General features: G+C 55.2%; 23 protein-coding genes and 5 pseudogenes. 13 read left to right on the top strand and 15 right to left on the bottom strand.

What is annotated here, in order from left to right; all coding sequences use genetic code 11:
* Window positions 1-92: 92 nt before the first annotated feature.
* The 7 genes from J0663_RS30410 to tnpA form a co-directional block, all read right to left on the bottom strand.
* Window positions 93-518 carry a hypothetical protein gene (locus J0663_RS30410; protein ID WP_138396813.1) on the bottom strand — a complete coding sequence of 142 codons (426 nt, stop codon included), beginning with the start codon at window positions 516-518 and terminating at the stop codon, window positions 93-95.
* 244 nt (window positions 519-762) lie between these two features.
* A complete protein-coding gene (locus tag J0663_RS30405) occupies window positions 763-1041 on the bottom strand; it encodes a hypothetical protein (RefSeq protein WP_018068327.1) in 279 nt (92 codons plus the stop codon).
* 109 nt (window positions 1042-1150) lie between these two features.
* Window positions 1151-1819 (bottom strand): hypothetical protein, encoded by a 669-nt coding sequence (locus tag J0663_RS30400; RefSeq protein ID WP_131624552.1) that lies wholly within the window; start codon window positions 1817-1819, stop codon window positions 1151-1153.
* 625 nt (window positions 1820-2444) lie between these two features.
* Window positions 2445-2741 carry a hypothetical protein gene (locus tag J0663_RS30395; RefSeq protein WP_138396828.1) on the bottom strand — a complete coding sequence of 99 codons (297 nt, stop codon included), beginning with the start codon at window positions 2739-2741 and terminating at the stop codon, window positions 2445-2447.
* Complete coding sequence (gene tnpC / locus J0663_RS30390) at window positions 2741-4363, bottom strand: IS66 family transposase (protein WP_207246319.1); 1623 nt, start codon at window positions 4361-4363, stop codon at window positions 2741-2743. Before tnpC ends, J0663_RS30395 begins: the two co-directional genes overlap by 1 nt.
* 8 nt (window positions 4364-4371) lie before the next feature.
* A complete protein-coding gene (tnpB, locus tag J0663_RS30385; protein ID WP_138396815.1) occupies window positions 4372-4773 on the bottom strand; it encodes an IS66 family insertion sequence element accessory protein TnpB in 402 nt (133 codons plus the stop codon).
* Window positions 4770-5138 (bottom strand): IS66-like element accessory protein TnpA, encoded by a 369-nt coding sequence (tnpA, locus tag J0663_RS30380; RefSeq protein WP_138396816.1) that lies wholly within the window; start codon window positions 5136-5138, stop codon window positions 4770-4772. The genes tnpB and tnpA overlap by 4 nt, the downstream gene beginning before the upstream one ends.
* A 195-nt stretch (window positions 5139-5333) precedes the next feature.
* Here tnpA and J0663_RS31540 point away from each other — a divergent pair.
* Window positions 5334-5429 (top strand): annotated as a pseudogene (locus J0663_RS31540) (transposase); the annotation flags it as partial.
* 55 nt (window positions 5430-5484) lie between these two features.
* Here J0663_RS31540 and J0663_RS30370 read toward each other — a convergent pair.
* Window positions 5485-5931: pseudogene (locus tag J0663_RS30370) on the bottom strand (transposase); the annotation flags it as partial.
* Between the two features lie 323 nt (window positions 5932-6254).
* On the opposite strand from J0663_RS30370, the gene J0663_RS30365 reads away from it, so the two are divergent.
* From J0663_RS30365 to J0663_RS30355, 4 genes and pseudogenes are all read left to right on the top strand, one after another.
* Entirely contained in the window at window positions 6255-6419 is a 165-nt protein-coding gene (locus J0663_RS30365; RefSeq protein WP_164054955.1) for a hypothetical protein, read from the top strand.
* Between the two features lie 12 nt (window positions 6420-6431).
* Window positions 6432-6830, top strand: a complete 399-nt coding sequence (locus tag J0663_RS31870) for an FAD-dependent oxidoreductase (RefSeq protein WP_245518324.1) — start codon at window positions 6432-6434, stop codon at window positions 6828-6830.
* Window positions 6782-7163, top strand: a pseudogene (locus J0663_RS31865) (GMC oxidoreductase); the annotation flags it as partial. The gene J0663_RS31870 and the pseudogene J0663_RS31865, both read left to right, overlap by 49 nt.
* Before the next feature lie 99 nt (window positions 7164-7262).
* The gene (locus J0663_RS30355; RefSeq protein WP_138396818.1) at window positions 7263-8381 is read left to right on the top strand and encodes a ferritin-like domain-containing protein; all 1119 of its coding nucleotides are present in this window, start codon (window positions 7263-7265) and stop codon (window positions 8379-8381) included.
* Window positions 8382-8673: 292 nt separating this feature from the next.
* Here the strand turns inward: J0663_RS30355 and J0663_RS30350 are convergent.
* Window positions 8674-9468 (bottom strand): annotated as a pseudogene (locus J0663_RS30350) (AMP-binding protein); the annotation flags it as partial.
* A gap of 131 nt (window positions 9469-9599) precedes the next feature.
* On the bottom strand, window positions 9600-11078 hold the full coding sequence (gene pdxR / locus J0663_RS30345; RefSeq protein WP_138396819.1) for a MocR-like pyridoxine biosynthesis transcription factor PdxR: 1479 nt from the start codon (window positions 11076-11078) through the stop codon (window positions 9600-9602).
* A 79-nt stretch (window positions 11079-11157) separates the two neighbouring features.
* On the opposite strand from pdxR, the gene J0663_RS30340 reads away from it, so the two are divergent.
* Window positions 11158-12393, top strand: a complete 1236-nt coding sequence (locus J0663_RS30340; protein WP_131624170.1) for a trans-sulfuration enzyme family protein — start codon at window positions 11158-11160, stop codon at window positions 12391-12393.
* A gap of 181 nt (window positions 12394-12574) precedes the next feature.
* A pseudogene (locus tag J0663_RS30335) lies at window positions 12575-13280 on the top strand (IS6 family transposase).
* A gap of 209 nt (window positions 13281-13489) precedes the next feature.
* On the opposite strand, the gene J0663_RS30330 reads toward J0663_RS30335, so the two are convergent.
* Window positions 13490-14695, bottom strand: a complete 1206-nt coding sequence (locus J0663_RS30330) for an aminotransferase class V-fold PLP-dependent enzyme (protein ID WP_138396821.1) — start codon at window positions 14693-14695, stop codon at window positions 13490-13492.
* Window positions 14696-14858: 163 nt separating this feature from the next.
* Window positions 14859-15779, bottom strand: a complete 921-nt coding sequence (locus J0663_RS30325) for a LysR family transcriptional regulator (RefSeq protein WP_138396822.1) — start codon at window positions 15777-15779, stop codon at window positions 14859-14861.
* 180 nt (window positions 15780-15959) lie between these two features.
* Between J0663_RS30325 and J0663_RS30320 the strand changes: the two genes are divergently transcribed.
* The 6 genes from J0663_RS30320 (at window position 15960) to J0663_RS30295 (ending at window position 22523) form a co-directional block, all read left to right on the top strand.
* Window positions 15960-16343 (top strand): RidA family protein, encoded by a 384-nt coding sequence (locus tag J0663_RS30320; RefSeq protein WP_018484256.1) that lies wholly within the window; start codon window positions 15960-15962, stop codon window positions 16341-16343.
* Between the two features lie 63 nt (window positions 16344-16406).
* Complete coding sequence (locus J0663_RS30315) at window positions 16407-17429, top strand: carbon-nitrogen hydrolase family protein (RefSeq protein WP_138396823.1); 1023 nt, start codon at window positions 16407-16409, stop codon at window positions 17427-17429.
* Between the two features lie 5 nt (window positions 17430-17434).
* Window positions 17435-18421 (top strand): molybdopterin-dependent oxidoreductase, encoded by a 987-nt coding sequence (locus tag J0663_RS30310; protein ID WP_028734623.1) that lies wholly within the window; start codon window positions 17435-17437, stop codon window positions 18419-18421.
* 1516 nt (window positions 18422-19937) lie between these two features.
* Complete coding sequence (locus J0663_RS30305; RefSeq protein WP_165504291.1) at window positions 19938-20642, top strand: Bro-N domain-containing protein; 705 nt, start codon at window positions 19938-19940, stop codon at window positions 20640-20642.
* Between the two features lie 205 nt (window positions 20643-20847).
* Window positions 20848-21561, top strand: coding sequence for a GntR family transcriptional regulator (locus J0663_RS30300; protein WP_018517071.1), 714 nt, complete (start codon window positions 20848-20850; stop codon window positions 21559-21561).
* A 209-nt stretch (window positions 21562-21770) separates the two neighbouring features.
* A complete protein-coding gene (locus J0663_RS30295) occupies window positions 21771-22523 on the top strand; it encodes a hypothetical protein (RefSeq protein ID WP_246590487.1) in 753 nt (250 codons plus the stop codon).
* Window positions 22524-22865: 342 nt separating this feature from the next.
* Here the strand turns inward: J0663_RS30295 and J0663_RS30290 are convergent, their stop codons facing one another.
* The 3 genes from J0663_RS30290 to J0663_RS30280 all read right to left on the bottom strand — a co-directional run bounded on the left by J0663_RS30290 (window position 22866) and on the right by J0663_RS30280 (window position 26050).
* Complete coding sequence (locus J0663_RS30290; protein WP_018517068.1) at window positions 22866-23936, bottom strand: hypothetical protein; 1071 nt, start codon at window positions 23934-23936, stop codon at window positions 22866-22868.
* Between the two features lie 48 nt (window positions 23937-23984).
* The gene (locus J0663_RS30285; protein WP_245503424.1) at window positions 23985-25193 is read right to left on the bottom strand and encodes a glycerophosphodiester phosphodiesterase family protein; all 1209 of its coding nucleotides are present in this window, start codon (window positions 25191-25193) and stop codon (window positions 23985-23987) included.
* A 335-nt stretch (window positions 25194-25528) separates the two neighbouring features.
* The gene (locus tag J0663_RS30280; RefSeq protein ID WP_246590486.1) at window positions 25529-26050 is read right to left on the bottom strand and encodes a GNAT family N-acetyltransferase; all 522 of its coding nucleotides are present in this window, start codon (window positions 26048-26050) and stop codon (window positions 25529-25531) included.
* Between the last annotated feature and the right edge of the window lie 75 nt (window positions 26051-26125).

The raw sequence follows: 26125 nt of genomic DNA, 5'->3' as shown, positions 1-26125 counted from the left end.
CTTTGTCTCATTAGGGTTCGGCTCTGGCCTTTCGAGAGCAACCCCCGATTTAGCTTACCGGGGGCGGGCCACGCTCACCTACGAACCCAAGCTCATGGCAGCCTATGTCCGGCCCTCCCGCAAAGGATCGCTTCCACATTCGCCGGAGCTGTTGCACCGTCCGAACCAGCGGTCCCCTTATTCGCCAGAACACGATATTGGATCATGTTCTTGCCTGAGATGACCTTTCCTTGAATCGTCGAGATCTTCAGTTCACCGGCCACTGAATAGTCGTTGCCGGTATTGATGCTTTGAGCGATACGATCCGCCATATCTGCGATCGTCGAAACAAGTGTTTTAATGTTATCCTCTGACAGGCCTACGTTCTTTAGAAGGTGGCGTATTTTATCATAACCTGCCTCAACGCCGCCGAAAAGATATCGGAAGAAATTCAGGTTCCCCTTTCCATGGACGCTTTCATAATGTTGGACCTCTTCACGAGCTGATGCCGAAAGAAGGGATTTTGAACAGCGCGTCAATATCCTGAGCTTCTTGGCTCGTCAGTGCTGGGACCTTAATTTCTGCGTCCACCCAGCCCTCTGAATGCGCTGGATCGTATAGTCGATGCCCGAATTTATTCCGTCGCCATGAGCATCGACCGATAATGAATCTTCCGCTTACGGGCCTTGAGCGCCATCAGGAGCTAACACCCCATGCAAAAGCGAAAATTGTATTTTCTGAACTGCCATTGATTTTAACCCTTCAGGAGGAATCTTCGTGGATTTAGACTTTTGGTTCGCCAAAAAAAATGTGGCTGCGGTAGTGGTGATCTACGTCATGGTAGTGCCGATAGCCACCGATCACATGGGCGTCGTCCTTCCAAATGCCCTGGCCTCGGCTGAGCTCCTTCGCCAGGGTATTAGCCTTTGATTTGGTCGTATATACGTCCTTGCCGTCCTTCAGCCGCTGTATTGCTTGCGCCTTATCGATCCCATGAAGACGATAGATCTTTACGCTTTTATTTACGCCTTTAGATATTATCTGCGCTGGGTAGTAATCCATGCCCGTACAACTCCTTTCTGACGACGTTTAATGGCTTTAGTGCTGCCATGGTTTGTGAATCGTCTGTCCGCAATACAGGAGCCAAGCCACGTTCGGCGAGCGCGATACATCAGGAGTATAGTGTGCCAACTACCGGCAGGCTGTCGCCGTCATTTGTATTGAGGTGTACTTTGGGGGCCAAAAATCGCAGTTGCTTGTGATATTGCCCTTGTTGGATTGTTGCATCCATAACGATTGCAAAGAGACTACCGGTCACGTCATAATCGAAGTCGCGGTTATATATAGTGCCCTTGTAGTTGAACGTTGACTCGTTCTGAGCGATCTCCATCATGCCGTTAACGATTTTCCGCTGGTCCTCCGCACTCAGGCCCCAACCGTCCAACGTGTGTTTGACATCACTATAACTTGCTGACACGCCGCCCGACCAAAAAGCGAAGAATCCTAAGCCTCCGCTAACGTTCGTCGATTCTGTTTCCTCAAATTTATGAGAATGCGAAGCGTCAAGCATTCCTTTTATCATGTTGTTCAATGCAATCACGTCTGATGGAGTAACACACTGAAGTTTAATATTTAGGGCGACATCAATTTGCCCATGTGCAGGCACTGTATACATCACGCCTATGAGCTGTCCGCGACCGTAGGAGGTAATTGATACTCCGTTCTCAACGGCCGGATCGGATCTAAATACAGAAATATGGTGCAGTACTGTCTCTATTCTTCCGACATTCGTGATTGGTTCAAATGTTAAGATGCGTGCTTTTCTAAGTCTGCCGTTCATTACATCCTCCAAAAGTTGATCCATCGCTCCAAGAAGCCAGTCTTTTGAGACCTTCTCAATTGCAAGGCGGACAAATTTGCGTAGAATCAGGCAGCCGGCCTCCATGTCTTGCAATTTGTCAACTGTCTGCATAACTGGAGTAGGTTGAGGCTGTCCGGCATAACACTGATGCCATCTTCTAGTAACGAACGTGCCGTCTCCCAATCCTTCGCGTCTATCGCCGTCCAGATGCGATCGATCAGGGATTGTTCAGCGGAGTCCATTGAGGGAGCTGTTTCACCTACCTTTAGGTTGGGCATGCTTGGCGTTCCTTCATGTGTTCGAAGCAATGCGGTTATCCCGCAATGCGGATGCGGAGGCCGTTCCGCTGCCTCGCAATAGCTCTCAAGATTCGTGCCAGGCAGGCCGATTGAGATGACGAACAATAATTCGCTGCGATTCCAGTGATGTGGCGCGAAAATACGCGATTGAGAACAAGGGCGCCTGTCACGTAACCGACAAAGGTAGCGACAAAGGTAGCGACAATGCCGCAACGTCATGACGTACCCCAATTGAATAGGCCAATTGGAATTTGCCAGTTACGATCCCTGACGGTACTGGTAACCCTCCCGTAACCGCCCGATTGCTACCGCCGAGATTTTGCTTTGATGCGAGCGACGAGCAGCTCGTCGTCAACAAAGCTGTCGAGGAAGTCGTTCCATTCTTGGGGTGAGCGACGGGCATCTTTGAGCGTCTGCTCCAATTCGTCCATGCCGTCGTCTGTCAGTGCGGTCACCGATTCGTCGTCTCCGGTGTACACGGAGATGATGCTGCCGTAGCTCAGATTATCATCGTTGGAGACAATTGCCTGAAGAAGCTCCGGGTCCTCTTCGAGGATTTCGGCAACAAATTTGATCGTACGGACGTAGGTGACTGTCGCCATCAGGCTGCCTTCGCGTCGATTGTGGTGATCGCCGACCAGTTCCACGGAAGCAATTCGTCTAACCGATTGATCTTGTGATCGTGGATGCGATCGAGCACGTCTGCCAGATAGGCCTGCGGATCAAGACCATTCATCTTTGCCGTCTCGATGATCGTCATGGCGCGTGCCAAGGTCTCCGCTCCCGTATCGGCTCCCGCGAAGAGCCAGTTCCGTCTTCCCACGCCTATCGGACGCAGTGCCCGCTCGGCGGAATTGTTGTCGATCGCGACGCGGCCGTCGTCGAGGAACAGACAGAGTGAAGACCATCGGCTCAATCCGTAGCGGAAAGCTGTCGCCAGATCGCTTTTGCCCGGAATGCGCGTTAGTTGAGCTTCAGCCCAGTGGCGGAATGTATCGACCTTAGGCTTGCTCTGGGTCTGACGCGCGGCAAGCCGGATCTCAGGAGGCTGCCCATTGATGCCACGCTCGATGTCGTAAAGCGCTCCGATGCGATCGAGAGCCTCTCGCGCGATCTCGGACTTGTTTGATGTCCAGATATCGTGGAAGTCTCGTCGCCAATGAGCCCAGCAGGCGGCTTCCTTGAAGCGAGATTCTCCCTTTTCTCCAGGCGCGTATAGCTTGCCATATCCTTTGTAGCCGTCAGCCTGAAGGATGCCGCTTGATTGCTTGAGGTGGCGGTGGACGTGCTCTTCTTTCCAGTCAGGAGCAAAATAGTAGACTGCACCGGGCGGGGAACTGCCTGCCCATGGACGCTGATCGCGGACATACGTCCAGATCCTGCCCTTCTTCACACCCTTGCCCAACCCCTTGTCTCGCAGCGAGCGATCCAGCACCCTGATCGGGGTGTCGTCCGCATGAAGCAGGTCACTTGCCATGACCGCCGTTTCGATCCGCTCGATGAGAGGCTGAAGCACCTGCATGGCGCGACCACACCAATCAACCATCGTGCTGTCGGGAATGTCGGCGCCCATGCGGGCGAAGATCTCGTTCAGACGGTACAGTGGCAAATGGTCGTCGAACTTCGAGACCAGAATGTACGCCAAGAGGCCAGCGCCGGCCATGCTGCCCGGTATCGGGCGGCTGGGTGCTGCCACCTGCACCATTTTCTCGCAGCAGCGGCAGGACTTCTTCAGTCGAGAAACTTCGATGACTTTCATCTGCGCGGCGATCATGTCGAGGATTTCGCTGACGTCCTCACCGACAAGACGCAATTCACCTCCGCATTCCGGGCAGCAGGAGCCAGGATCGAGCTCTCGGCGCTCGCGAACCGCCTTGTCCGAGACGCGTGGGCGCCGGCGCATGATCTTTTCAGATGTATCCGCCAAGGGAACAACAGACGCCGCCTCATCAGGTTCATCGATTGGCGCCGTACTGCCTTCAGCGGCGGCGATCAACAGATCCTCAAGCGCTAGTTCCAACTGCTCGATTTCACGCTCAATCTTTTCGGAGGACTTGCCGAAGACCTGTTTCTTCAGCTTGGCAATGCGCAGCCGCAGCGTTTGGATTAACTGATCATGCGCTTGCAATGTGGCCGACATCTTCGCGTTTTCCGCCTGCAAAGCGGCAATCATTGCCTTGAGAAAGGCTGGATCGTCCGGAAGATTTGTCGTCGTGCTAGACATGATCCTGACTACCACGAGCCAGGATAAATTTCCATAAAAACCAGTGGTTTCAGTGGGATAAAATCACCCGACACGGCCGGTGGCGCACCCCAATCAGGACGACGCCAATCGATCCCTTCCCACAACATCGCCAGTTGGGCCGACGTCAGCCGGGCAGTCCCGTCGGATGCCGAAGGCCAAGGAAACCGCCCCTTCTGCAAGATCTTGTAATACAGGCAGAAGCCCTGGCCATCAAAATACAGCAGCTTCAAACGATCGCCACGGTTGCCGCGAAAGGCGAAGACCGCGCCGCCAGTCGGCTTCTGACGCAAAACATCCTGCGCAAGCGCGGCAAGGCCTTCTACTCCCTTGCGCATATCCGTGATCCCGCACGCAAGATACACCCGAACGCCGGTCCCAGGCCCAATCATGCTGCTTCCACTGCCCGGATAATCTGCGTCAGGACATCGGGAGCCATAGAACTCTCGAAACGAAGCGTGCGGCCGCAGATCAATCGTAGCTCAATCATCCCGGAGCAGCTCTCCCTCAATTCAGGGGCATCGTTCTGCACGGCATTCAGATCGACGGGAATGAACAATGCATTCGAAGACACCGGGAGCAGCCCCTTCTTCTTGAGCTCGCTACGCCAGGCGTATATCTGCTGCCGCGTTACATCATGACGATGAGCAATCTCTGTGATCGTGGCTCCAGAAACCCCAACCGACATGACAATTGCAAGCTTGTCTTCTTCGCGCCACCGCCGTCGACGTTCCTGCCCAAGAATTTCAACGCGCATCGCAATCCTCGCCTAAGACACGTCGCTAACGACGTCGTTAAACACGTGTCTTAGGCCATCAGGGCGCTAGGCGGCAGGCGGTTCCAATCGGGCGGTTACACCCTCCCCGCCATTAAGGGGCTTCAAAAGTGGAATTTTCTCCGGCTTTATGATCGAGGAGATTTCGATGAGACGAGCAGATTTAGCGAACCACAAATCCTTGCCATTCTTCGCCAGGCGGAAGGCGGTGTCCCTGTACCCGAGCTTTGCCGGGAACATGGCATGAGCACGGCGTCATTTTACAAATGGCGATGGCGTTGGTGCACGGATGTGGAACTGAAGGGATGGGGATCTTTGAAACGGCTGATTATGGCTTGGCTGCCTTGCGGCGGACGGCTTTCGGGCGTGCGAAAGCAAGCATGCGGTTGAGGACGGCGCAGCCGATGGCGACTTCGGTCTGCTGACCAGGCAGCGACCTGGCCCGCAGACGCCGCCCGATGACGGACTTGTATCGCCCGATTGCCGTCTCAACCAGCGAGCGTTAGCCGTAGCCGTTAGAGACCTGCCATTTCATCCGGCCGTCACTGTTGATTGCGGCGATATGCCGGTTCCGTTGGCCGGGAGGTCTATCGTCGCTTGGCTCGACCGCGTTGGCGCGAGGCGGAATGACGATAGCCGCCGCCGCGCTATGATCGATGACTGCCTCGTATGTAGGTTTTCCATCATAGGCACCGTCGGCTGTGAACTGTCCGATCGGACCGCCAATCTGGTCCAGGAGTGGCGCAACTTGAGAGACATCGCCAGCATCCTGACAGTCCCTCCGAAACCTCTTCGTCCCATCCCAGACCAACCGCTCCGCAGCACAAATTCGAACCCATCGACGCCAGGCAATGGCCGCGTGGGAAGCCGTGAGTGCACGGCCTGCCTGAAAAGCGCAGGCTCGGCCTCACGTGGCCACATTCAAACAACGTGACACCGCCCATCCGGGAGCCGGCGGCGCAATCATCTCGAAACAAAGGACGACCTCATCGGAAACGGCAACAAACTGAGCAATAGTACTTATTTACGACATCACAAATATAGCTAGTCTAGCGGCGTCTTGTCCCGCCAAATTTCAATCAATTGTGGAGTCAGCCGATGACAGCAGCGTTTTGGAGTCAGCCGACGACAGTTGCGGATTTGACCAGTACAGGCGTGGCCATCGGCGCTCTTGCGCGTGTGGTTACTCTGACACCTGCCTTCGCGCAGACCGACTTGGTTGCGTTGTCGCGCTATTTTCCTGATGCGGCTTTGCGGGAATGATGGAGGATCAAAGTGCTTTTCCCACTCGAATCAGCGCTGAAGGCGGATTCCAAGTCTGTCGCAGCGTCTGGCGACTACGATATCGTCGTCGTTGGTTCCGGCATTTCCGGAGCTATAATTGCCAAGCAGGCTGCAGAAGCTGGCAAGCGTGTCCTTGTGCTTGAAGCCGGAACCGGTGCCAATAGCTCTTTGGCAGGCTATAACGATCTGCTGACGACCTTCTATTCGGCAGCCACCAAGGATAACCAGTCGCCCTTTCCGCTGAATGCGAACGCGGCCATGCCCCGCAGCACGCAGCTTCGCAAGCTGCAGGCGGGGGAAACCGATAGCTCGACCTATATCGTTCAATCCGGACCTTATGCGGCAATATGCGGCCCATCCTGTCGTTCACGGTTCCGGAATATACCATGAAGGGTGCCGCCTATGGCCGCCAGTTTGCGCGCACCGTCTTTACGCGTCTGGGCGCGCAGGATCATACCCATTACGACCCTAGCGATTTCGGCTGTGTGGCCTATGAGGCAAGGCTATGCGATCCGCGGCGGCAATCATCTGGCCGGCACCCACATCATGGGAACGACGAAGACCAATTCCGTCGTGGACAAGAACCAGCGCAGCTGGGACCACGAAAACCTCTATCTGGTGGGCGGCGGCAGCATGCCGACGATCGGCACGGCCAATGTCACCTTGACGCTGGCCGCCATGTGCTTCCGAAGCGGCCGCGACATTCTGAAGTCTCTGCACTGAACAAAGACCAATATCCGATACGCGGAACGAACTGCGGGACTCGACGCAAGCGACACGAAGCCGGACTGTGCACCTAACTATATTCCAGGGAGCTTGAGGATGGATCCTTATGGCATTAAGACGCTCGATGAGCTGAAAGAGTTTCTCCACCGTGCGATGCAGCTCGAACATGCGACGATTCCGCCGTATCTGACTGCACTTTACTCGATTAAGCCCGGTGTAAACCGGGATGCGGCGCAAGTTCTTCGCGTGATCGTCGTGGAAGAAATGCTGGATTTGACCATTGCGGCCAATATCCTCAATGCCATCGGTGGCACGCCGGATCTTACTAGGCCAGATTTCGCGGTTAACTATCCCGCCTCGCTCCCTGACGGCGAGACCGACTTTAAGGTCAGCATACAGGCTTTCAGCCGTGAAGCGCTGGCGACATTCTTGAAAATCGAGCGGCCGGCCCGGCGCCCCGAACATCTCGCTGGCAAGGGCCTGATACAACGCAAGAACTCCCCGCATATCACAGCGCTTGGCAGTGATCCGAGGCACGAAGATCTCCATTTTTACAGTATTGGCGAGTTCTATTCGGCAATCGCAGACGGCATCAAATACTTAGAAGCCGAAGCGCGCCGGGCGGGCACAACGATTTTTATCGGCGACAAGTTTCGCCAGATTACCTCGGAATATTATTATTCGGGCGGCGGTGAGTTGTTTCCCGTGACCGATCTGAAAAGCGCCCTCGAAGCCATAGAGCTCATCATGGAACAGGGCGAAGGTGACGGTGGTGGTATCTACGACGATGACGAGCACGAACTGGCCCATTACTATCGTTTCGATGAACTGGTCAAAGGCCGCTATTACCGGAAAGGTGATCAGCCCGACCACCCCACGGGTCCGCATTTGCAGGTCGACTGGGAAGGCGCTTATGCCATCAAACCGAACCTCAAGGTGGCGGAAATATCCAAAGGCTCGGAATTGCGTGAGGCGGCGACCGACTTCAATACATGTTATGGCGAGTTTCTGGAGCTTTTGACGCGTGCCTATAATGGCCAGCCGAGCTTGCTGCTGGAAGCCGTTCCGATCATGTTCGAATTCCGCAATATAATCGTTGAACTGATCCGCAATCCCCTGCCGGGCCATCCCGGTAAGTACAGCAGCCCCACCTACGAGATTCCCCACAGTGCCAAACAGGCAGCTGTCACCGGGCAGGCGGAGGTGATCGCATGAGTAGCCGTTTCGATGCATTTCTCGACCTTTCTGTCGAATTGACGGCCTTTTCCCGCTTCGATCTTTTGGGAGGGGGCCTGGCGGAACTCTCGACACGCTCGACACGGTGGTCGGGAGCGAGGTCGCCGACACGCTGCTCACCGCCCTTCGTCACCTTGCCCCATCCGTTCAGTTCCACATCCGTGCACCAACGCCAGAAAACATAAGACATAAAATCACTGTTCCTCTTCGCATTCAGATGGGAGATCGCACGACAGCCGAGCCGTACTAAACCGCGCGGGCCGCGGGCCGTTCAATCCACGGGGACCGGCAATTTTAACAATGATTGCCGGTCGATCTTGCCTGTTCCGGTCTTCGGCAGTTCGGCGACATACTGAATTATGCGTGGGTATTTGTGGGGCATCAAAGTCGATTTCACGTAGTCGCGCAGGATGCGGGTTTGCACATCGCCGTGCACTGCGCCATCGCGCAATTTCACCGCGGCCCGCAATGTCATACGGCGATCCTCCAATTTCATGTGCGAGGATGGCGCACTCATGCACGTAGGGATGTTCGTTGAGGCAGCGTTCAACCTCCATCGGCCAGACCCATTGCCCGGAGACTTTGATCAAATCGTCGGTGCGACCCAGAAAGTAATAATAACCATCCAGTCTCCACGCATCGTCTCGCTCGTCTTGTCGGCGCGGTTCCAATAGCAAGGCGCGGAAGAATGACCGCGGATGAGCATAGCGCCCTCCTCGCCCGGTTCTACCGGCTCACCATCTGGCGTGACGAGCCTGATTTCGTAGCCCGGAACGCGCGCGCCGGCGGCACCGATACGGTGATCGTCGAGTTGATTGGAAAGATAGATGTGTAAAAGCTCGGTCGAACCCAGCCCTTCGGTCGGACCGTGCCCGGTAAGATGTTTCCAGGCATTGTAGACGTCTTCCGGGAGGATTTCGGCCGCCGACATCGATTGCCGCAGCGACGAGAGATCCGTTGTCTTGGCTGAATTTGCGCGAACTAGAGCAGTGTAGAGGGTCGGCAACCCAAAAAGTACGGTTGGTTTGAACGTTTCGACCATGTCCAGCACGGCCTCAGGCGCGGGGAACTGGCCTTCCGCACAGTGCCAGTTTGATCCCTTGTTGCTGGTCCAGTCTCCCACTTTGCATCCGAGTGGCTGTCATGCAGCACCGCCTCTCGCATTTTCCTCGGTTTTGGCGATGCCGAATGCAACTGTCAGAATTGCCCTTTCACTGTGTCGACCGCTGCCAGAAGGAGATGAACCCCCTTCTCGATCTGCTGTGGGGTCAGGGCTGAATACCCCATTACAAGCCCGAGCTTGTCTGCCGTCGCCTCATCTGGTTGTGGCTCATAAAGGGCTGAGATGCCATGAACTCCAATGCCGGCGCGTTGTGCGGTTTCCTGCAAAGCCGTCTCGGACGACTTCGGCAATTCGTTGAACCAGACCACAACATGCAATCCGGCATCAGCGCCTTCCACCGTGACCCGCTCGCCGAATGCGCACTGCAGTGCTTTCAACAACGTCTCACGGCGGTCTCTGTTCAGCCGCCGTACGCGGCGCACATGGCCTTCATAACCGCCGCGTTCGATGAAAGCCGCCAAGGCTTCCTGCTCGGTCACCGGCGAATGTCTGTCGAACAGTTGCTTGGCGGTTGCGAACACGTCCTGCAGTTTCGGCGGCACAACGAGATATCCGATGCGCATCATCGGCGACAGCGTTTTGGAAATCGTACCGAGATAGATGACGTTGCTTCCAGCCTCCAGACTATGAACAGGAGGCACCGGACTGATGTCATAGCGGTATTCGCTGTCGTAATCGTCCTCAATCACGTAGGCGTTGTTTTCCCGCGCCCATTCGAGAAGTTGATGACGGCGAGAAATCGGCATCACGCCGCCAAGCGGAAACTGGTGGGAAGGGGTGACATAGGCCAGATGAGCCCGTACTCCCTCCAAGAGCTCGGTCTTCAGACCCTCGCCGTCGACGGCGAGGGGGACCGGAGAGGCGCCGGTGCTGGCGAAGATCTGACGAGCCATTCGATAGCTAGGGTTTTCGATGACGAACTCGCTGCCAGGGTCGAGCAGAAGCCGTGCGCAAAGGTCTAAGCCTTGCTGGGATCCGTTCACGATGATGATTTGCTCCAGATCGCACTGCAATGTTCTGGCGCGCCAAAGATATCCTCGCAGGGCTTGCCGTAAACGCCGCGATCCTCGCGGGTCATCATAGGCAAGTCGGCTCGGTCGCTGAGCGATGACCGCATTGACAGCTTTCTTCCAGGCAAGCGCCGGAAAATCGGATGGAGCGAGGTCTCCGTAACGGAAATCAATCATAAGTGAGTTGGGCAAACAATCGAGCCATGGCGGTGTCGCCCGAAGTCTTTCGCCATAGGCCGACAGGCGCTGAGCACCCTGCTGCTTGAGCCTGGCATCGCTCGGACGCTGTCCGAATGGAAACGCTGCAACCCGCGCGCGGGCACCTTGGCGCTGCTCCACGAAGCCCTCCCCCGCAAGCTGCTCATAGGCGACTGTCACCGTCGTTCGCGACACACCAAGTTCATTCGCCAGATTTCGCGATGATGGCAACTGACCGCCAGCTTCATAAACGTGGCTCAGGATCTGATCCTTGAGCGCCTCGTAGATCTGGCGTGCTCCCATTTTCGCGTGCTTGGCTATTGCCTGGCTTTCCAACTGGACCATTTTCTTTCCGCAGAACTGGATGTTTCGAGCGGACCAGTATGCTGCCACTGTGGTAGGAAGCAAAGAGGATACCGAACCAATGACGGCCAGCAGCGAACAAGACAATGTCCAGGACCACTCCGATCCGTCGCATGGCGCGCGTCTCGGATTTGATACCCGCGCAATCCATCACGCGTTCGATCCTGCTGACTTCTCAAGAGCAGTGCAGCCACCTGTCTTTCTGACATCGACCTATGGCTTTGAGAGCGTTGCGGCAAATGATGCCGCCGCAGCGCTCGGGGGCAGGCTGTATGCCCGCGAATATAACCCGACCACAGAGATCCTCGAGAAGAGGCTCGCCAACCTGGAAGGGGCCGAGGCAGGGCTTGTGGTATCGACCGGAATGGCCGCGTTCGGCACCCTGGTCCTATCTTTGCTGTCGCAGGGAGATGAGCTTGTCGTGCACAAGACGCTCTATTCGAATACGGTTGCGATGGTCGAGCAGTGTCTGCCTCGCTTCGGGATCAGGGTAGTCCCGGTTGACCTATCGAATCCGAACAATCTCGACGCGGCGATCACAGATAAAACCCGTTTGGTCTATTTCGAGACGCCGGTAAATCCGCTAAGCGCCATCCTCGATATCTCCGCCATCGCAGCGCGCGCCCATGCGCGGAATGTAAAGGTCGCGGTCGATAGCACTTTCGCTTCGCCGTCACTGCAGCGCCCGATCGAGCACGGCGCAGACATTGTGCTGCATTCGCTGACGAAATACATCAACGGGCACGGCGATACCCTGGGCGGAGCGCTGCTTGGAGACGCTGAAACACTCCATACGCTGCACGAAACCGGCCTGCGCTACATCACAGGGGCGACATTGTCGCCGCACTCTGCATTCCTGATCCTGCGCGGCCTGAAGACGCTGTCTCTGCGGATGGAGCGACACAGTGCTTCGGCACTGATAATCGCGCACATGCTTGAGGCGCATCCCGCCGTTGCCTGGGTGAGCTATCCCTTCCTGGACTCCCATCCCGATCATACGATCGCCCACAAGCAAATGACGCAGGGGGCCGGCATGCTTGCTTTCGGCCTTCATGCGGGCTTCGACGGTGCACGGACGATGCTGGACCGGCTTCAACTGCTGACGCGCGCCGTGAGCCTGGGGGACACGGACAGTCTCATCTATCATCCGGCCAGCATAACCCGGGCGCGCCAGGCGCTCCGGAAAGATGCTCATCTGATCGAAGGAGTTGGGGAAGACCTCGTCCGTCTCTCGGTCGGGCTTGAAGATGTCAGCGACCTCGTCGCCGATCTGCGTCAGGCTCTGCAAGATTTATGACGTGGCAGGGCTCAATCGATAACCAACGTCTCGGCAAATGAGACGAACCCCGGAGTATAAAATGAAATTTTTGAGCGGCCTGTCCGCGTTCCCTATCACGCCCATGGATCGCGACGGCCAGATCGATGCGGAAGCGGCATCGTCAACTTAACGGAATGTGGAATTCGATGTGCGATGAAGGTTGATGACAGACCGTGATCCACTCTATCGTCGACATTGCTTTCCCGCTGAAGTTATTGCCCACGCCGTGTGGCTCTATTTCCGTTTCCCTCTGAGCCTGCGAATGGTCGAGGACTTGCTGGCTGCCCGTGGGATCATTGTCTCGCACCAGACCGTCCGGCTGTGGGCGGAGAAATTCCGCCACACCTTTGCCAACGAGATCCGTCGTCGATCATCCGGTCGGCTTGGGGACAAGTGGCATCTCGATGAAGCCGTTGTTTCAATTCCGCGGCAAGAAGCATTGGCTGTGGCGCGCAGTTGATCAGGACGGTTTCGTCCTGGAGGTTCTCGTACAAAGCCGCCGAAATGCAAAGGCCGCCAAGCGCCTGATGCGCAAGCTCTTGAAGGGTCAGGGACGGTCGCCGCGTGCGATGATCACCGACAAGCTGCAGTCCTACGGCGCAGCAAAGCGAGAGATCATGCCGGGTGTAGAGCATCGCTCCCACAAATGGTTGAATAATCGGGCGGGGAATTCTCACCAACCAGTCCGGCGGCGAGAGCGGATCATGAAGGGCTTCAAGTCACAGCGACATCTACAACGCTTCGTCTCCATCCATGATCCGATCGCCAACCTATTTCAAATCCCGCGCCACGATATCTCCTCCGGCCACCATCGCGAACTGCGCACGGCGGCGATGAGCCTGTGGGCGAAAATTGCCCGAGCATGAGAGATATCTGCGGATGGCGTCTTTCGCTGGCCTTTCATCCCTTAAGTTTACGATGCCGGCGGGATTGGCAGATGCGCCTGCCATGATCTGCCTAACAGGTACGGACAGTTAGGGCTTGGTCTTAGCATGCAGTCACGACTTGATGTAAGGTCGCATCAACTGCTTTGCCTCTTGAAAAAATCCGCTCATTCGTCAGGCGAGCACATCAGCTACGAGGCAATACCAGCAATCGCTTCCAGGAATGCATCGATCTCTTCCTCGGTATTGTAATAATGTGGCGACGTTCGCACCACGGGCGGGAGTTGTCGCGTAGAGGCGTCGACGGGTGTACTGGAAGGAGGGGAAACTGAGACGTTGATTCCCTTGCCTGTCAAATAAGCCATGACAGCTGACGAGTCCCAGTCGTTGACAGTGAATGAGATGATGGACGCAAGGGGCGTCCCGAGATCATGTACGGACACGGCACGCATTCCCCTCAGGCCTTCGCGAAGCTTTGACGAAAGGTGATTGCAGCGCTCTTCGATATTTTCGAGCCCAATGTCGAGCGCGTAGTCCACTGCTGCCCGCAGGCCGAGACGAACCGAATAGTTCTTCTCCCACGTTTCAAAACGCCTGGCATCAGGTCGCAATTCGTATCGATCCGGACCAGTCCAGGGCGCGCCATAGAGATCGATCATCGCTGGCTCGATCTTATCCACGAGTGATTTACGCATGTACATGAATCCCGTTCCGCGTGGCGCTCGGAGAAACTTCCTGCCGGTAGCAGTCAGGATGTCGCACCCGAGCGCGTTGACATCGATCGGGATTTGACCCGCAGCTTGGCATGCGTCGAGAAGATAGAGGATGCCGTTTTTTCGCGCTATTCGACCGATCGCTGCTGCTGGATTGATAAGCCCGCCGTTGGTGGGGATCCAGGTAACCGCTATCAACCGAACGCGATCATCGATCATTTTCGCTAGTGCGTCCGGATCGAGGATCCCAGAAGCGTCATTCGGAATGACTTCGATCGATACGCCGGTGCGCTTGGCAACCTGCAGAAAGGCGATGTAGTTGGCTGCAAATTCGGCACTTGCCGTCAGGATCCGGTCTCCAGGTCGGAAAGAGAGGGAATAGAAGGCTCGTTGCCAGGCGATCGTCGCATTTTCAGCTATCGCAATCTCGTCGCGGCCACAGTTTACGAATGTAGCCAAGCTGTCATATGTCCCCTCCAGTAGAGAGTTGGACTCAGCCGCGGCTTCGTATCCGCCGATCTCCCCTTCCCGCCTTAGGTACCCTACCACCGCTTCAATAACAGGGCTCGGCATCAGCGCAGCGCCAGCATTGTTAAGGTGGTTTCTGTTTTTTGTGCCGGGGGTATCAGCACGCAAGCGAAGAAGGTCCAAAGTCTTGCGAGCGTTGCGGCTGATTTGCGACATGAGGGATTCCTTCCTTTGATTGAGCGTCAATCTTGTTGACGCAATCGGCGTTGTCACGGAAGCTGACAACTTCGCAACCCGATGTGCAGAATTGAGCGACGGGGCGTAAGCGTCCGCCAATTCAGCCGGCCAGAGCGCTCCGCACAGTCCGATTTGCGAAACTTCACGAAGACCAAGGTGAGTTTCTCAGAAGGCGTTGTTCGTCACGACGTACCAGCTCTTTCACGAATTGCTTTACGGCTCTCACTCTTGGAAGATAAGCTAGATCCTGGTGTGCTGACATCCAGATCTCGCGCTCGCCGCTCAGTTCGTCGAGCACTGGAACGAGACCCAGGTTTAGACTGCGTGCGAATTCGGGAAGGGCTACAATTCCTGCGCCCGCAGACGCCGCGAACATCTGCGACATCATGCTATTTGAGCTGAACGCTATTTTTGGGGTGGGTACGAGTTCCTCTAGCCAGAGCACGCTTTCAAGCTGAATCAGCTCCTCGATATAGCCAACAAAGCGGTGCTCGCTAAGATCCGCCGCTTGAGAGGGAACTCCATTGCGCTCAAGATAAGCCTGCGAAGCGAATAAGCCAGTCTTGAAACGTCCGATCAGCTGACTGTCCAGAGAAGTTCCATGGGGCTTGAAGAAGCTTAGGAATAAATCCGCTTCCCGGCGAGCGACCCGAACCGTTTGCGGCGACGTTACAAGCTCGAGGTCAAGATCAGGGTGCCGGCTACTGAGTTCAACGAGGCGCTCGGAGAGATAAAGCGTTGCGATGCCTTCCATGGTGGCCAATCTGACTGTGCCGCGTATTTCGTCACGATTGCTTACGTCGCTGCGAAGAGCATTCACGCCGTTCTCGATTTCCTCCGCTCGCCGCATTGTAACCAGGCCGGCCGGTGTCAGCAGAAGTCCGTCCTTGGTCCGCTCGACGAGTGCACCGCCAACCGTATATTCCAGGCGAGCAAGCCGGCGAGATACGGTGGAATGGCTGACTTTTAGTTCGCGAGCGGCACCGGTCACGCTCTTGCACCGGACGACGATGAGGAAGAGTTTGAGATCGTCCCAATCAAGATGATCGATTGCAGTCGCCATGCTACCTCCGTCTATTTTTGCACAGGGTAGTGCATCCTATTCGGGTTGGCTCGCAAATTCGTTTTGATAGTTTCAAACGTGCTGTGCCGCTGTATGTGTGGTGCGCAGTGAAGCAAAGTATCTTGCGGAAACGCTTATCGCCAGCAGCCGGCACTACTTGAACCTACCTTGGGAGAACGCATGTCCAGACGAACTGTGAATGCTTTAAACGCTGCGGCAGTGGGACCGTATTCGCACGCGACATGGGCCGGCGATCTTCTGTTCTGCTCCGGCCAGACACCGCTAGACCCCGGCACCGGCAAACTTGTCGACGGAAATGTAGCCGACCAGACACGCCAGTGTTTCGATAATCTGTTTCAAGTCCTTGAGGCAGCGGGCCTGGGGTCGGATGATGTCGTATCCGTCAATGTCTATCTCACCGACATGGGTGACTTTGGCCAGATGAATGAGATTTACGCGACGCGTTTTTCATCGCCCTACCCGGCCCGCACCACAATCGGCTGCGCCAGCCTGCCGCTTGGAGCACGCATTGAAATCGGTCTAACAGCAAAGCGGCAATCTTGAGCCTGCCTTTGCCGAGCTAGTCGAGATGGCTGATGGCGAGCCTGGATCTGTAGAGGAATGTCGATGGGAAACATGAAATTATGGGCCGCGGCTGCTCATATTGCCCCCGTCTATCTCGATCCTGGGGCGAGCGCGGAAAAAGCTTGCTCGGTGATAGCAGAGGCTGCCCGAAACGGCGCGTCGCTCGTGGTATTTTCGGAGAGCTTTCTACCCGGTTTCCCTGTCTGGGCAGCACTTTACCCGCCCATTCAATCGCACGAACATTTCAAACGCTTCTTGAAAGCTTCGGTGTACATTGACGGCCCGGAAATTGAGCGTGTGCGAAAGGCCGCCTCCGATAACGGTGTTTTCGTTTCAATCGGTTTTTCCGAGCGCAACCCGGCAAGTGTCGGAGGTTTGTGGAATAGTAATGTTCTGATTTCCGATACCGGCCAAATCCTGATCCACCATCGAAAACTGGTCGCAACCTTCTTTGAAAAACTAGTTTGGGATCCGGGCGATGGCGCAGGGTTGGTCGTCGCAAACACGAGAATCGGTCGCATTGGCGGCCTAATTTGCGGGGAAAATACAAATCCGCTCGCGCGCTACAGTCTGATGACGCAAGGCGAGCAAGTTCATATAAGTAGCTATCCGCCGATCTGGCCCACTCGCGTTCCCACAGAAAGCGACAACTACGACAACCGAGCTGCCAACCGCATCCGTGCCTCTGCGCACTGCTTCGAGGCCAAGTGCTTCGGGATCATCGTGGCGGGGCACCTGGACGAAGTCGCACGCAAAGCCATTGCCTTGGATGATCCTGCGATCGAAGCGATCATAGATGCCAGTCCGCGGGCCACTAGCTTTTTCCTAGGGCCGACTGGAGCGGCAACTGGTGACGAAATGACCGACGAAGGTATCGGCTATGCCCAAATCGATCTCGACGACTGTGTTGAGCCGAAACGATTTCACGACGTCGTTGCTGGTTACAACCGATTCGATATTTTCGACGTCACCGTGAACCGGATGCGTCGAAACCCAATCAGATTTTTGGAAGGCCGCGCTGAGGACGCTCTAACGAGCCCTGAGGCCGTGGCCATGCCGGAGTAAAGGTGATGGCGCGGACGGGTATGCACATGACCAAGAAGGGTTTCTCCTTCCAGGGCCCTGCCGACGGCGTTCATGCCCTTAAATCGTGGATCACCCCTGAAGATGATCTTTTTCTGGTAACGCATATGGGGTTCCTGGAGATCGACCCCGAGCATTGGCATTTGGATGTCGATGGCCTCGTGGGTAACCCGACGAGATTGCATCTGTCTGACCTTCAAGCAATGCCACAGCGCGAGTACATGTCGGTTCACGAATGCGCTGGAAGTCCGCTTGCTCCGACAGTGCCTAAACGCAGGATCGGAAATGTAATTTGGAAAGGTGTGCCGCTGTCGCTTGTTCTGGAACGCGCAAAGATCAGCAGCCATGCGTCCTACATCTGGACTTCCGGCCTCGAGTGGGGCGAATACGCAGATGTTGAAGAAGCTTATCAAAAAGACCTGCCGATCGGCAAAGCACTTGCAGAAGAAGTTATCCTCGCACTTGAGATCAACGGTCGGCCACTCACTCCAGAGCGCGGAGGACCGGTTCGACTGGTCGTGCCAGGTTGGTATGGTACAAACTCCGTAAAATGGGTTGGTTCGATCACGGCTGCGGATCGGCGCGCTAGCGGCGCCTATACGACGCGCTTCTACAATGACCCTGCGGCGTCGGGGATGAAGCCGGTTTGGGGCGTCGCCCCGGAGTCCGTTATCGTATCGCCGTCCCCAAATGATCTGCTGTCAGCGGACATGCCAACGAAAATATGGGGCTGGGCTTGGGGAGATCACCAGATCTCCAGCGTCGAGGTCAGCGTGGACGGTGGAGGCTCCTGGCGGACTGCCTCAGTAGGGCCGCGCGAAGGAAGGAGTTGGCAACGGTTCGAGTTGTCGTGGACCCCTACATCAGGCCAGAATATCTTGCTATGTCGGTGCACGGATGAATGTGGGGCGGGACAGCCGCTGACTGACGCGAGAAATGCGGTGCACACGGTTAAAGTTGAAGTTGATCCTTGACCCGGAGCCCACTGCGACATTGGGATGGGCGTCCACCGACGCACGAAAAAATCGAGATTTCTCGATGAGCCAGCGGCACTACGGTCTGCCAGATCGACAGGACAAGAGCTTTCCTGCGATCGGGTGGAACAGAGGCGGTAGCCCGCCGTCACACCGGCCCACGCATGACAGAAACCGCCTATTGAACGGCCGAGGCGATGATCGCGATCATGCGCTATAGATCAGTAGTTGTCGCAGCACCTGTCTGCGCTTGTCATCCGATCATTGGCGATACCAGGCGCTTGTTTTGGAATGCGGACTGGTATCGTCATCATGGCCACCCGTCTTTCCCCTAGTCATCACGGGGTGCATTTCGTTGTGACTCGATGAGAAAACCATGCGCAAGAGCCCTCACTCCTGCCAAATCTGGGAGGCTCGCTGCCACGACCTCTTCGCCGATGTCCTCGGACTACCTACAATCTGGATACCGCATTCGTACGCCGATTGTGGGCAATATGGGCCCGACGAACACGCCTCGCTTTCTGTCACTCGCAAAGAAATTATGAAAATGACCGGTATTTTTCTCGACATCGGCGAATGTGCGTCGGCTCGTGGCTGCCATGGGGGAGTAGGATACCGCCGGCGCAATAGTCTAGCGTGGCGCGCCTAACGATTCTCGCGGCGACAATTGCGTTCGTCGAATGTGCACCAATAGTAGCTGACCCTGCTACCTCATCCGGAAGACCAGATTCTCGGGAAAACCTTTCGCCTCCCAAGGCAGCGTGGTTGTCGTCGAACTTGTTTCGACGGCAGCCACGTGTTGTGGCTATGAGACCGCCTGTGTCGCGGGGATAAAAGTATCAATGGTCCGGGAGCGAGCGCCGGTGACTGGCGCGATAAGAATGCCGTTCGTTTTTGCTTTGCGGTGTGTCGCTCGCCCAGCGAAACTAGTCGGGTCCACCGCAAGGGAGCCAGAATGTCATCGTTTCCGACCTGCCGAGAACGCTTTTTGTGCCGGCCGAATATAATGGTGGCCCGAGTAAACCGACTTCGGCGTAACCGGTGTTCTTCCCACGCGTTCTCCTGTCAGCGATCTGTGTTCGACTTTCAATACAAGAGCGAAGGAAGTGTCTTCGAGACTCCGATTCTGCCAATAAATTCAACTCACTGGCGATCGGCGCGATGGTGACGAAATACTCAATCCGACCAACTTTTCGGAGTTGTCAGATAGAGGGGAACTTTTCGTGCTGCTTGAGGGAGGCATAGCCGTACATGACCACTTCGAGCTTTGGCCATCACCAACGGAGATTGTCAGCTCGAACATTCGCGGACTCAATCAAACCTTCAGCTCGTATGAGAAAGACTATATCGTTTCGAGTTTTGTATTTGACGATTAAAGTATAAAATTACGCTAGTGCGATTGGCCAAATATATAAAAAAATATATTATTGCTATATATTGATCTATGGCGGAGCGCCGTCTAGACCTGCTCAACACGCGCCAGGGGGACTACCCTGGTCAGCGACGGGAGGCTTAGATGAACCGACGTGACAAAATGCATCCAAACAAAGCCAGGCGTGATAGCCCGGAAATGAGGCTCGCCTTCCTCGATTGCGTACGTGTGGTTGCTCCACGGAGAGCTATACGCTGGCCGGCCGCACGGAACGACCATCTGAATGCGCTTCGCGAAGTCGCAGATAGCGGAAGATATTATCGGATTAACCGTCCCGTGGTGACCGGCATGGAGCCGAGCCTTGAAAAATTGCCGACATTGCAACAACCATCTGCCGAACACGAGGCAAGCATAGGCCTGGGCCTAACCAAAGCACTTCTCGCCACCAGCCACGAACCGGAACGAATGGGCCAGATCACATGGTTTTCAAAATCTGAACTTGTCTTTGATTGCGCTGGAGGTGATTCTGACAACGGCGAAACCATTGCTACTGATGGACACGTCGAGGCTCTCGCGAACCGCGGATACTCCAACACCCCCGATGCCCATTATCGGCTGGTTGATAGGAATAACCGATCGGAAAAATTGCTCATTGACGATGAGGCCGACACACGTCCACCGAAGAACTATCATGAACATGTTGATTTCGAAAACTGCCACCACATTGATGGCACTTGCAGGCCTTGGAGACACGGTTCGCTTAAAGCCGGCCGCTTCCGCGAAATACGACAGCCGGTAGACATCGGACCAGCGCGCCATCCCGACGCAGCCTTGTGCCTATGGCATTGAAATTAGTGGCAGAATGCGATCGCTGCCAATTACGGCCGCGGCTGTAACACAGGTGGTTGATGCCGTATCTGGTTCGGGCGCGAAACGCGGTGCCGGTGTTGGAAGGGCCGACTAGTTCGACCTTCAATTCGAAGCGACCGTCCGGTCTCAATGCAAGAAGCTCCTGTAGGGTCCTTGAAGGATATCGACAGAGGAAAACTATCAAATGCGGTGTTGCAAGAACGCGCCCCAAGGTCGTGGGGGTGACCCAAATTTTTCTACTGAACCAGAACCTGCAAAGGCCGATATTGCCTACGAGGCTATTCGACGAATTCTCCACAGTAACGGTCGTGTGCCGGGGCAACATCTCAGGGAACAGGATCTAGCGTCTAAGCTCGATCTTGGTCGAACGCCAGTTCGCGAAGCACTTCAGCGGCTTGCAGCTGAAGGGAAGATCCAATACATCCCTCAAAGAGGCTTTTTCACGAGACCGATGTCGGAAAGAACTCTGTTAGATCTTTATGTTGTCGGACGTGAGACCCTGATCTCGGCATTAAATCGAATGCGGCCGCAGGTCCCAGAGAGCTGGACCGTGACGGATAAATTGTCCCCTGACGAACTCGCCTTAAGGGCAGAAGCGATATTCACTAAAGTCGCCCAAGAAGCATCGAATTGCGAGGCTTGCAAAATCGTCCACCGATTCTGTTTTTGCACTCACCCTCTACGAATGGAAATAACTGCGTCGGAACTTCGGCCCGCGTTTGTCGAAAGCCTCGAGAAGCTAATTGCCGCAATGTCTGAACTAGGCACGGCGACGACCCTGGTGGAGTCCGCGTTGGTGAACCACCTTGATCTAGAACAGGGTGCCGTCTCAAGGATTGTACAAGAGGTGAACGAACGTGGATTAACAGGTTTTCCGGGGCCTGCGAGAAGTTTGTGACATCGCATACCGTCATCTCGACGAATGATTCTAATCAACGAACCCGATGAATCTTGTCGAGTGCCGCGCATATCTGCGGCTGCTGCGGGCAATCCAAAAGCCGACGTCGGCATTACCCACCAGCATTTTAATTATGTTGCCAAATCAAAGAGGCTGCCACCATCCCTTCAGCATTCCAGAATACAGCGCTGGCAAAGCGAAAGTTGCTCGTGTCCTATCGGGCAACGCCCTCCGCAGGTTTCCATTTGCCGCGGCTTGCCCAGGCCAGCTATGATGATCGAGCGACGTTTTCAGCCGAAGTCTCAAAAGACATTGTGCCAAAGATAATAACAGCCAACGGGGTCGACGCTGCGACCTTGAGGACAGAGGTTACGCCAGGCGGGTATCTCCTCAAAACGAATGCATCGCTTCAGACCGAGGGTGATCTCGATGACGCCGCGGCGGATCGACTTGCCGGCTCCCTTGGCTACGTCTTCCGCCAATATCGCGTCCTTACCTCTCGCCTCAACGACATGACAGGTAAGACAGGCTTTGTTGTCGTGCGGTTTCCGCAGGGCAGCCTTAACGCCACCGTCGCGCAGAGATTCTTCGAGGCAGCGGACGCAACGAAAAAAGGCTTGGGCGGCGGATATGCCGTGTTCGGTGACGAGCAGATCTTCCTTAATGCAACGAATTCCGAAGGAAAGCCTTATAGCGGACTCGATGACGCAAGCTTCCAAGACGGATTGAGACGCGCAGCCGTATCGTTTGGCAGCCCCAAACCAATGGTTTCTTCCCTCGGCAATGCGACCGCGCGCTTTATTGGGAATGATTGGCAGAGGTCAACAAGAGGCGAGGGCTATCAAACTTTGCTCGGTGGATCGGACGGCGAGTTGGTGAGAAAGCTCGACGAGATCAGCGGGTGTTATGCATTCCTCCTCGCGAAGACAGCCGACAGCAAGGGCTGGGCCAAAGATGAATAAGGGCCGGACGAGGACCTACGCTCAAGTCGCTTAGCGAGTTCAAATGGCGTTTCGCAAAACGGATCTCGCAGTCGATACGATTTTGAGTGATCGTACGCCGGCCACCTGGGGCCGCGCCGGAGAAAATCTCACTGCTGCAATGCTCGAGAAATTCAAGACGGCTTAATCCTGCTTTGGTTCTAGAATATCTTTGCGCGGGCATGTCACAGCTTGAGTGGTCACCATCTTTGCTCGATCTGGCTCAGACATTTGCTGCGCAAGCCGCCGGGATTGCGGCATCGCGGTAGCTGAATCTGATGCCGTCTAATCGCCGTCGGAACAAATGAGAGTCGTCCAACATCGCTAGTCATAGCGTTCGATATTGGTGCGGATCCCATCACCAGCCACCGATTTTACATTCGACGGGGGATTACCAGGGCGAGCCGTGCCGCAGGGAGTCCTTATCTCGCCGGAAAGGTACTGGCCGCTGTTGCAGGGCAGCATGTTGACGTCGAGAAAGTCGCTCCTCTTCAGGGAGTTCTGATACGCTACAACTTCTTTTATCGACATCGGGGTCGAGAAGATCGTCGCTCCCTCAAATCCCGGCAACGCCTCTATTGGCTCAATCATGGGCGACGCCTGACCGGGCGCGGCTGCAGCGCCAATAACCCATGGTCCAACCGATCCGAAAATCACGGATTTCGGACGATCGGCTGGCGTACCAGAGCTGAAAGGAGAATGCGGGAACCCACTGTCGAGCACTGCCTCATCCCATTGGTAAGCTGTAAAAGCTAGAAAATAGGTATACGGAGCAAAACGGTCGATGCGCACTTTGCCGTCTGGAGTAAAGGTATAGTAAATCCACTCTGTGCCGGCGAATGCCCCTGTTGGCCCCACGACGTTCATATCCCAGGGCTTCTGCCACCATGCAATAGACGCCATGTCGCTTTGAAGCAGGCTTTTCGCAAAAGACCACTTTTGACCATTCGGATTGGGCGTGGCTCCCAACGCGAATGATAGGTAAGCATCGTTCGAATTAGAACTTAGAAGCGATAAGGCGCTACCGCCATTAGGAGCGGTATTTTCACGGGTCTTTTCGACCAAAAGGACAGTGAACCCCGTGTCCGGTCTGATCGACGCGCTTTGACTAGTCACGATTGACGCGTGCGGTGGAAAGTTGAAGGAAGTCTTGTTGGTATAGAAGTCAAATGCCTGCCTCGTATCTTCGGGCACCGGATAATCCGCTTCTGCCGCCGAGTCGTGGATGTACAGCTTTGGAAATTCCCAGAAAATTGGCACTACCTTCGGTGTGAGCGTCTGAGATACTTTGTCCGACGCGCTTCTAAGACAATTGGCTTCATTGGTGCATGATGCCCCTTGCCCTTCGCCAGCGACAAGACAGCCCAGCGTGGAAAACAATAGGAAGAATTTCATTCCATTATTCATCAAAACAATCCCGTTTTTGGAAGCGGAGGTCTTGCTCTAGCGCGTGAGCTCGGTGGTGTTGCGGCGCCCTATCTGGCGCAACATATCGCCGACTACGTCGGGCCAATCAGTGGTGATAAGATTGGTACGATTGACGATCGCCATCTCCGGATCTCCTCGGTAATCTGGCACGATCCCTCGTTGAGCGGTCGATTTCGGATCCGTGTTGTGGTCGAAGCAGCATTTTCCGGCGCTGTTGGCGACGCCCTCTGGAAAGTAGTTACTTTCATGATAGGTGGCGAAGCCCTGCTTCTGGTCGATATAGTCGAAATATGCCTGCAGACCGTCACCTTTATAGAATTGGTTCATTTCAAACTGAATGGAGAACGGCGCCACATTCCATTGATCGTAGATTGAGTCCTCGTGGGGATCGTAGCTGGAATCCTTCACATTCTCGTCATCCGGGTTTTCGACGACAATTAGCCCGCCAATGAGGTTGGGGTCGTAGGTCGTCCGATTTAAAATCGTGCCGACATCCACCGCATCCTTTGCTTTGAGCTTGAATACAACGGCTTTGCTGAGTTTCGCATTTCCCTTGGTCGCGAGAATGTCAAGGCAGCGTTGCATGAGCTCGATGGGATCAGTAGGGTCCTGATCATCGACTGCCGCCTTGATATCGACGATCATCACGTAGCCATGACCATCATCGGAGACATATCGGGCGAGTAGATCGAGCGCGGCAGAGAACGTTAGGAACTTCGCCTTTCGCCCTTGTGAATCCGTAAAAACGCGGCCATGTCGGTCCCGTAGATCGGCCTGTCGTAGCTGCGAAAAGTTCTGATTATATAATAGGCCGCTTCCAGTTGACTCGCGCTCAATCCTGTAGTCGTGAGATAGAACGACTTCATTGTCAGCGGTGAAGCGGGCATCGACTTCCACGCTCTCGATCTGCGAATTCCAGGCGTCTTGCAAGGCATAGGCTGAATTCTCGGGATAGATCTCCCAAGATCCGCGGTGCGCAGATAGCAGGACCAAGTCATCGTCGGGTTTCGGCAGCTTAAACATGTTTCTTGTAATCGCACTTACAAGATATGGTGAAGGCTTTACCGGAAGCAGCGCCTCTGCTTCGGCATAGGATGGAATAGCGAAAGCAAAAAAAGAAGTCAAAATGAGCGATGCCCGCAGATCCCGTCGGCCGCCGAGGTAACCAAAACGCGAGGCGTAAGAATTTAGGATCGCTGATGCTACGTTGTTGCTGGTGTGCATAAGGTTTCAGAACCTTTCGATGAGAATTTGGGTAGCTCGCTACGTTGTACGGCCTGTTCCTGGGGCTTTTTGCAACAGCACGAACCGCCTCAGCAGTGGCTAAGGCCTGGGCTGGGAACGAAAGAGGGGAGATGGCCTCGCTACGCGATGGGATTTGTTAGCCGACCGCCTGGTTCCCCCCTTGCTCTATGGCTGTAATAACAGGCTGTTCGACATCAAGATGATCCATAAAAGCGGAGCCTAACAAAGGCGTTGCGTTGCCGGGTCGCGACATAGCGTGCTCAAGGGTTGAGAGAGTTTCGGTGAAAGCAGCTTGGAGCTCGACACGATTATTTTCATGCTGGTGCAGCGGTTCTCAGGTGAGGAGGCGTTGGCAGGGTTTTCTCCATCAAAGCTGCTGCGCCATAGGGTGTTTGGACGCAATCAATTGCCTGCCAGCCGCTCTTTTCGTAAAGAACTCGCGCGTCCTCCGTTATCAAGAAAAGGCTTTTGTAACCGAGGCGCGATGCTTCGTGCTCCAGCCGCTCGATCAACAACGTGGCTATTCCTTTCTTGCGGTGAAATGGATGGACAAAGAGCGACTTAAGCCATGGGGATAGATGAGATTTTCCATCGAAATCACGACCAGCCAACGTGACCATCCCAACTGGCAATGCGTTTTCAATGGCAATCAGTGTTAGCGGCATCGAATTTTTTGTTGCTGCCTCAAACTCGCCTCGCGTTTGTTCGTACGAGCCATTTGATTGACAACCCCATTGTCCGAAAGTCCAACTTGCGCAAATGGAAATGAAATTCGGAAGTCTTTCCAGGTACTCGATCGTTACCGGAGTTGCAGCTACCATTGGTTTCGCGGTCATAGTATCTCCATTCTTCTGGCGGGCCGAGCAATCGAGCGAGGATCGGTCAATTTGAGGTGAAGCCCGTGCACCAAC

The sequence above is a fragment of the Rhizobium lentis genome (assembly GCF_017352135.1).
GTDB classification, from domain to species: Bacteria; Pseudomonadota; Alphaproteobacteria; order Rhizobiales; family Rhizobiaceae; genus Rhizobium; species Rhizobium lentis.
Note: the sequence above shows the minus strand (reverse complement) of the source record. Positions and strands in the feature narration are given on the sequence as shown.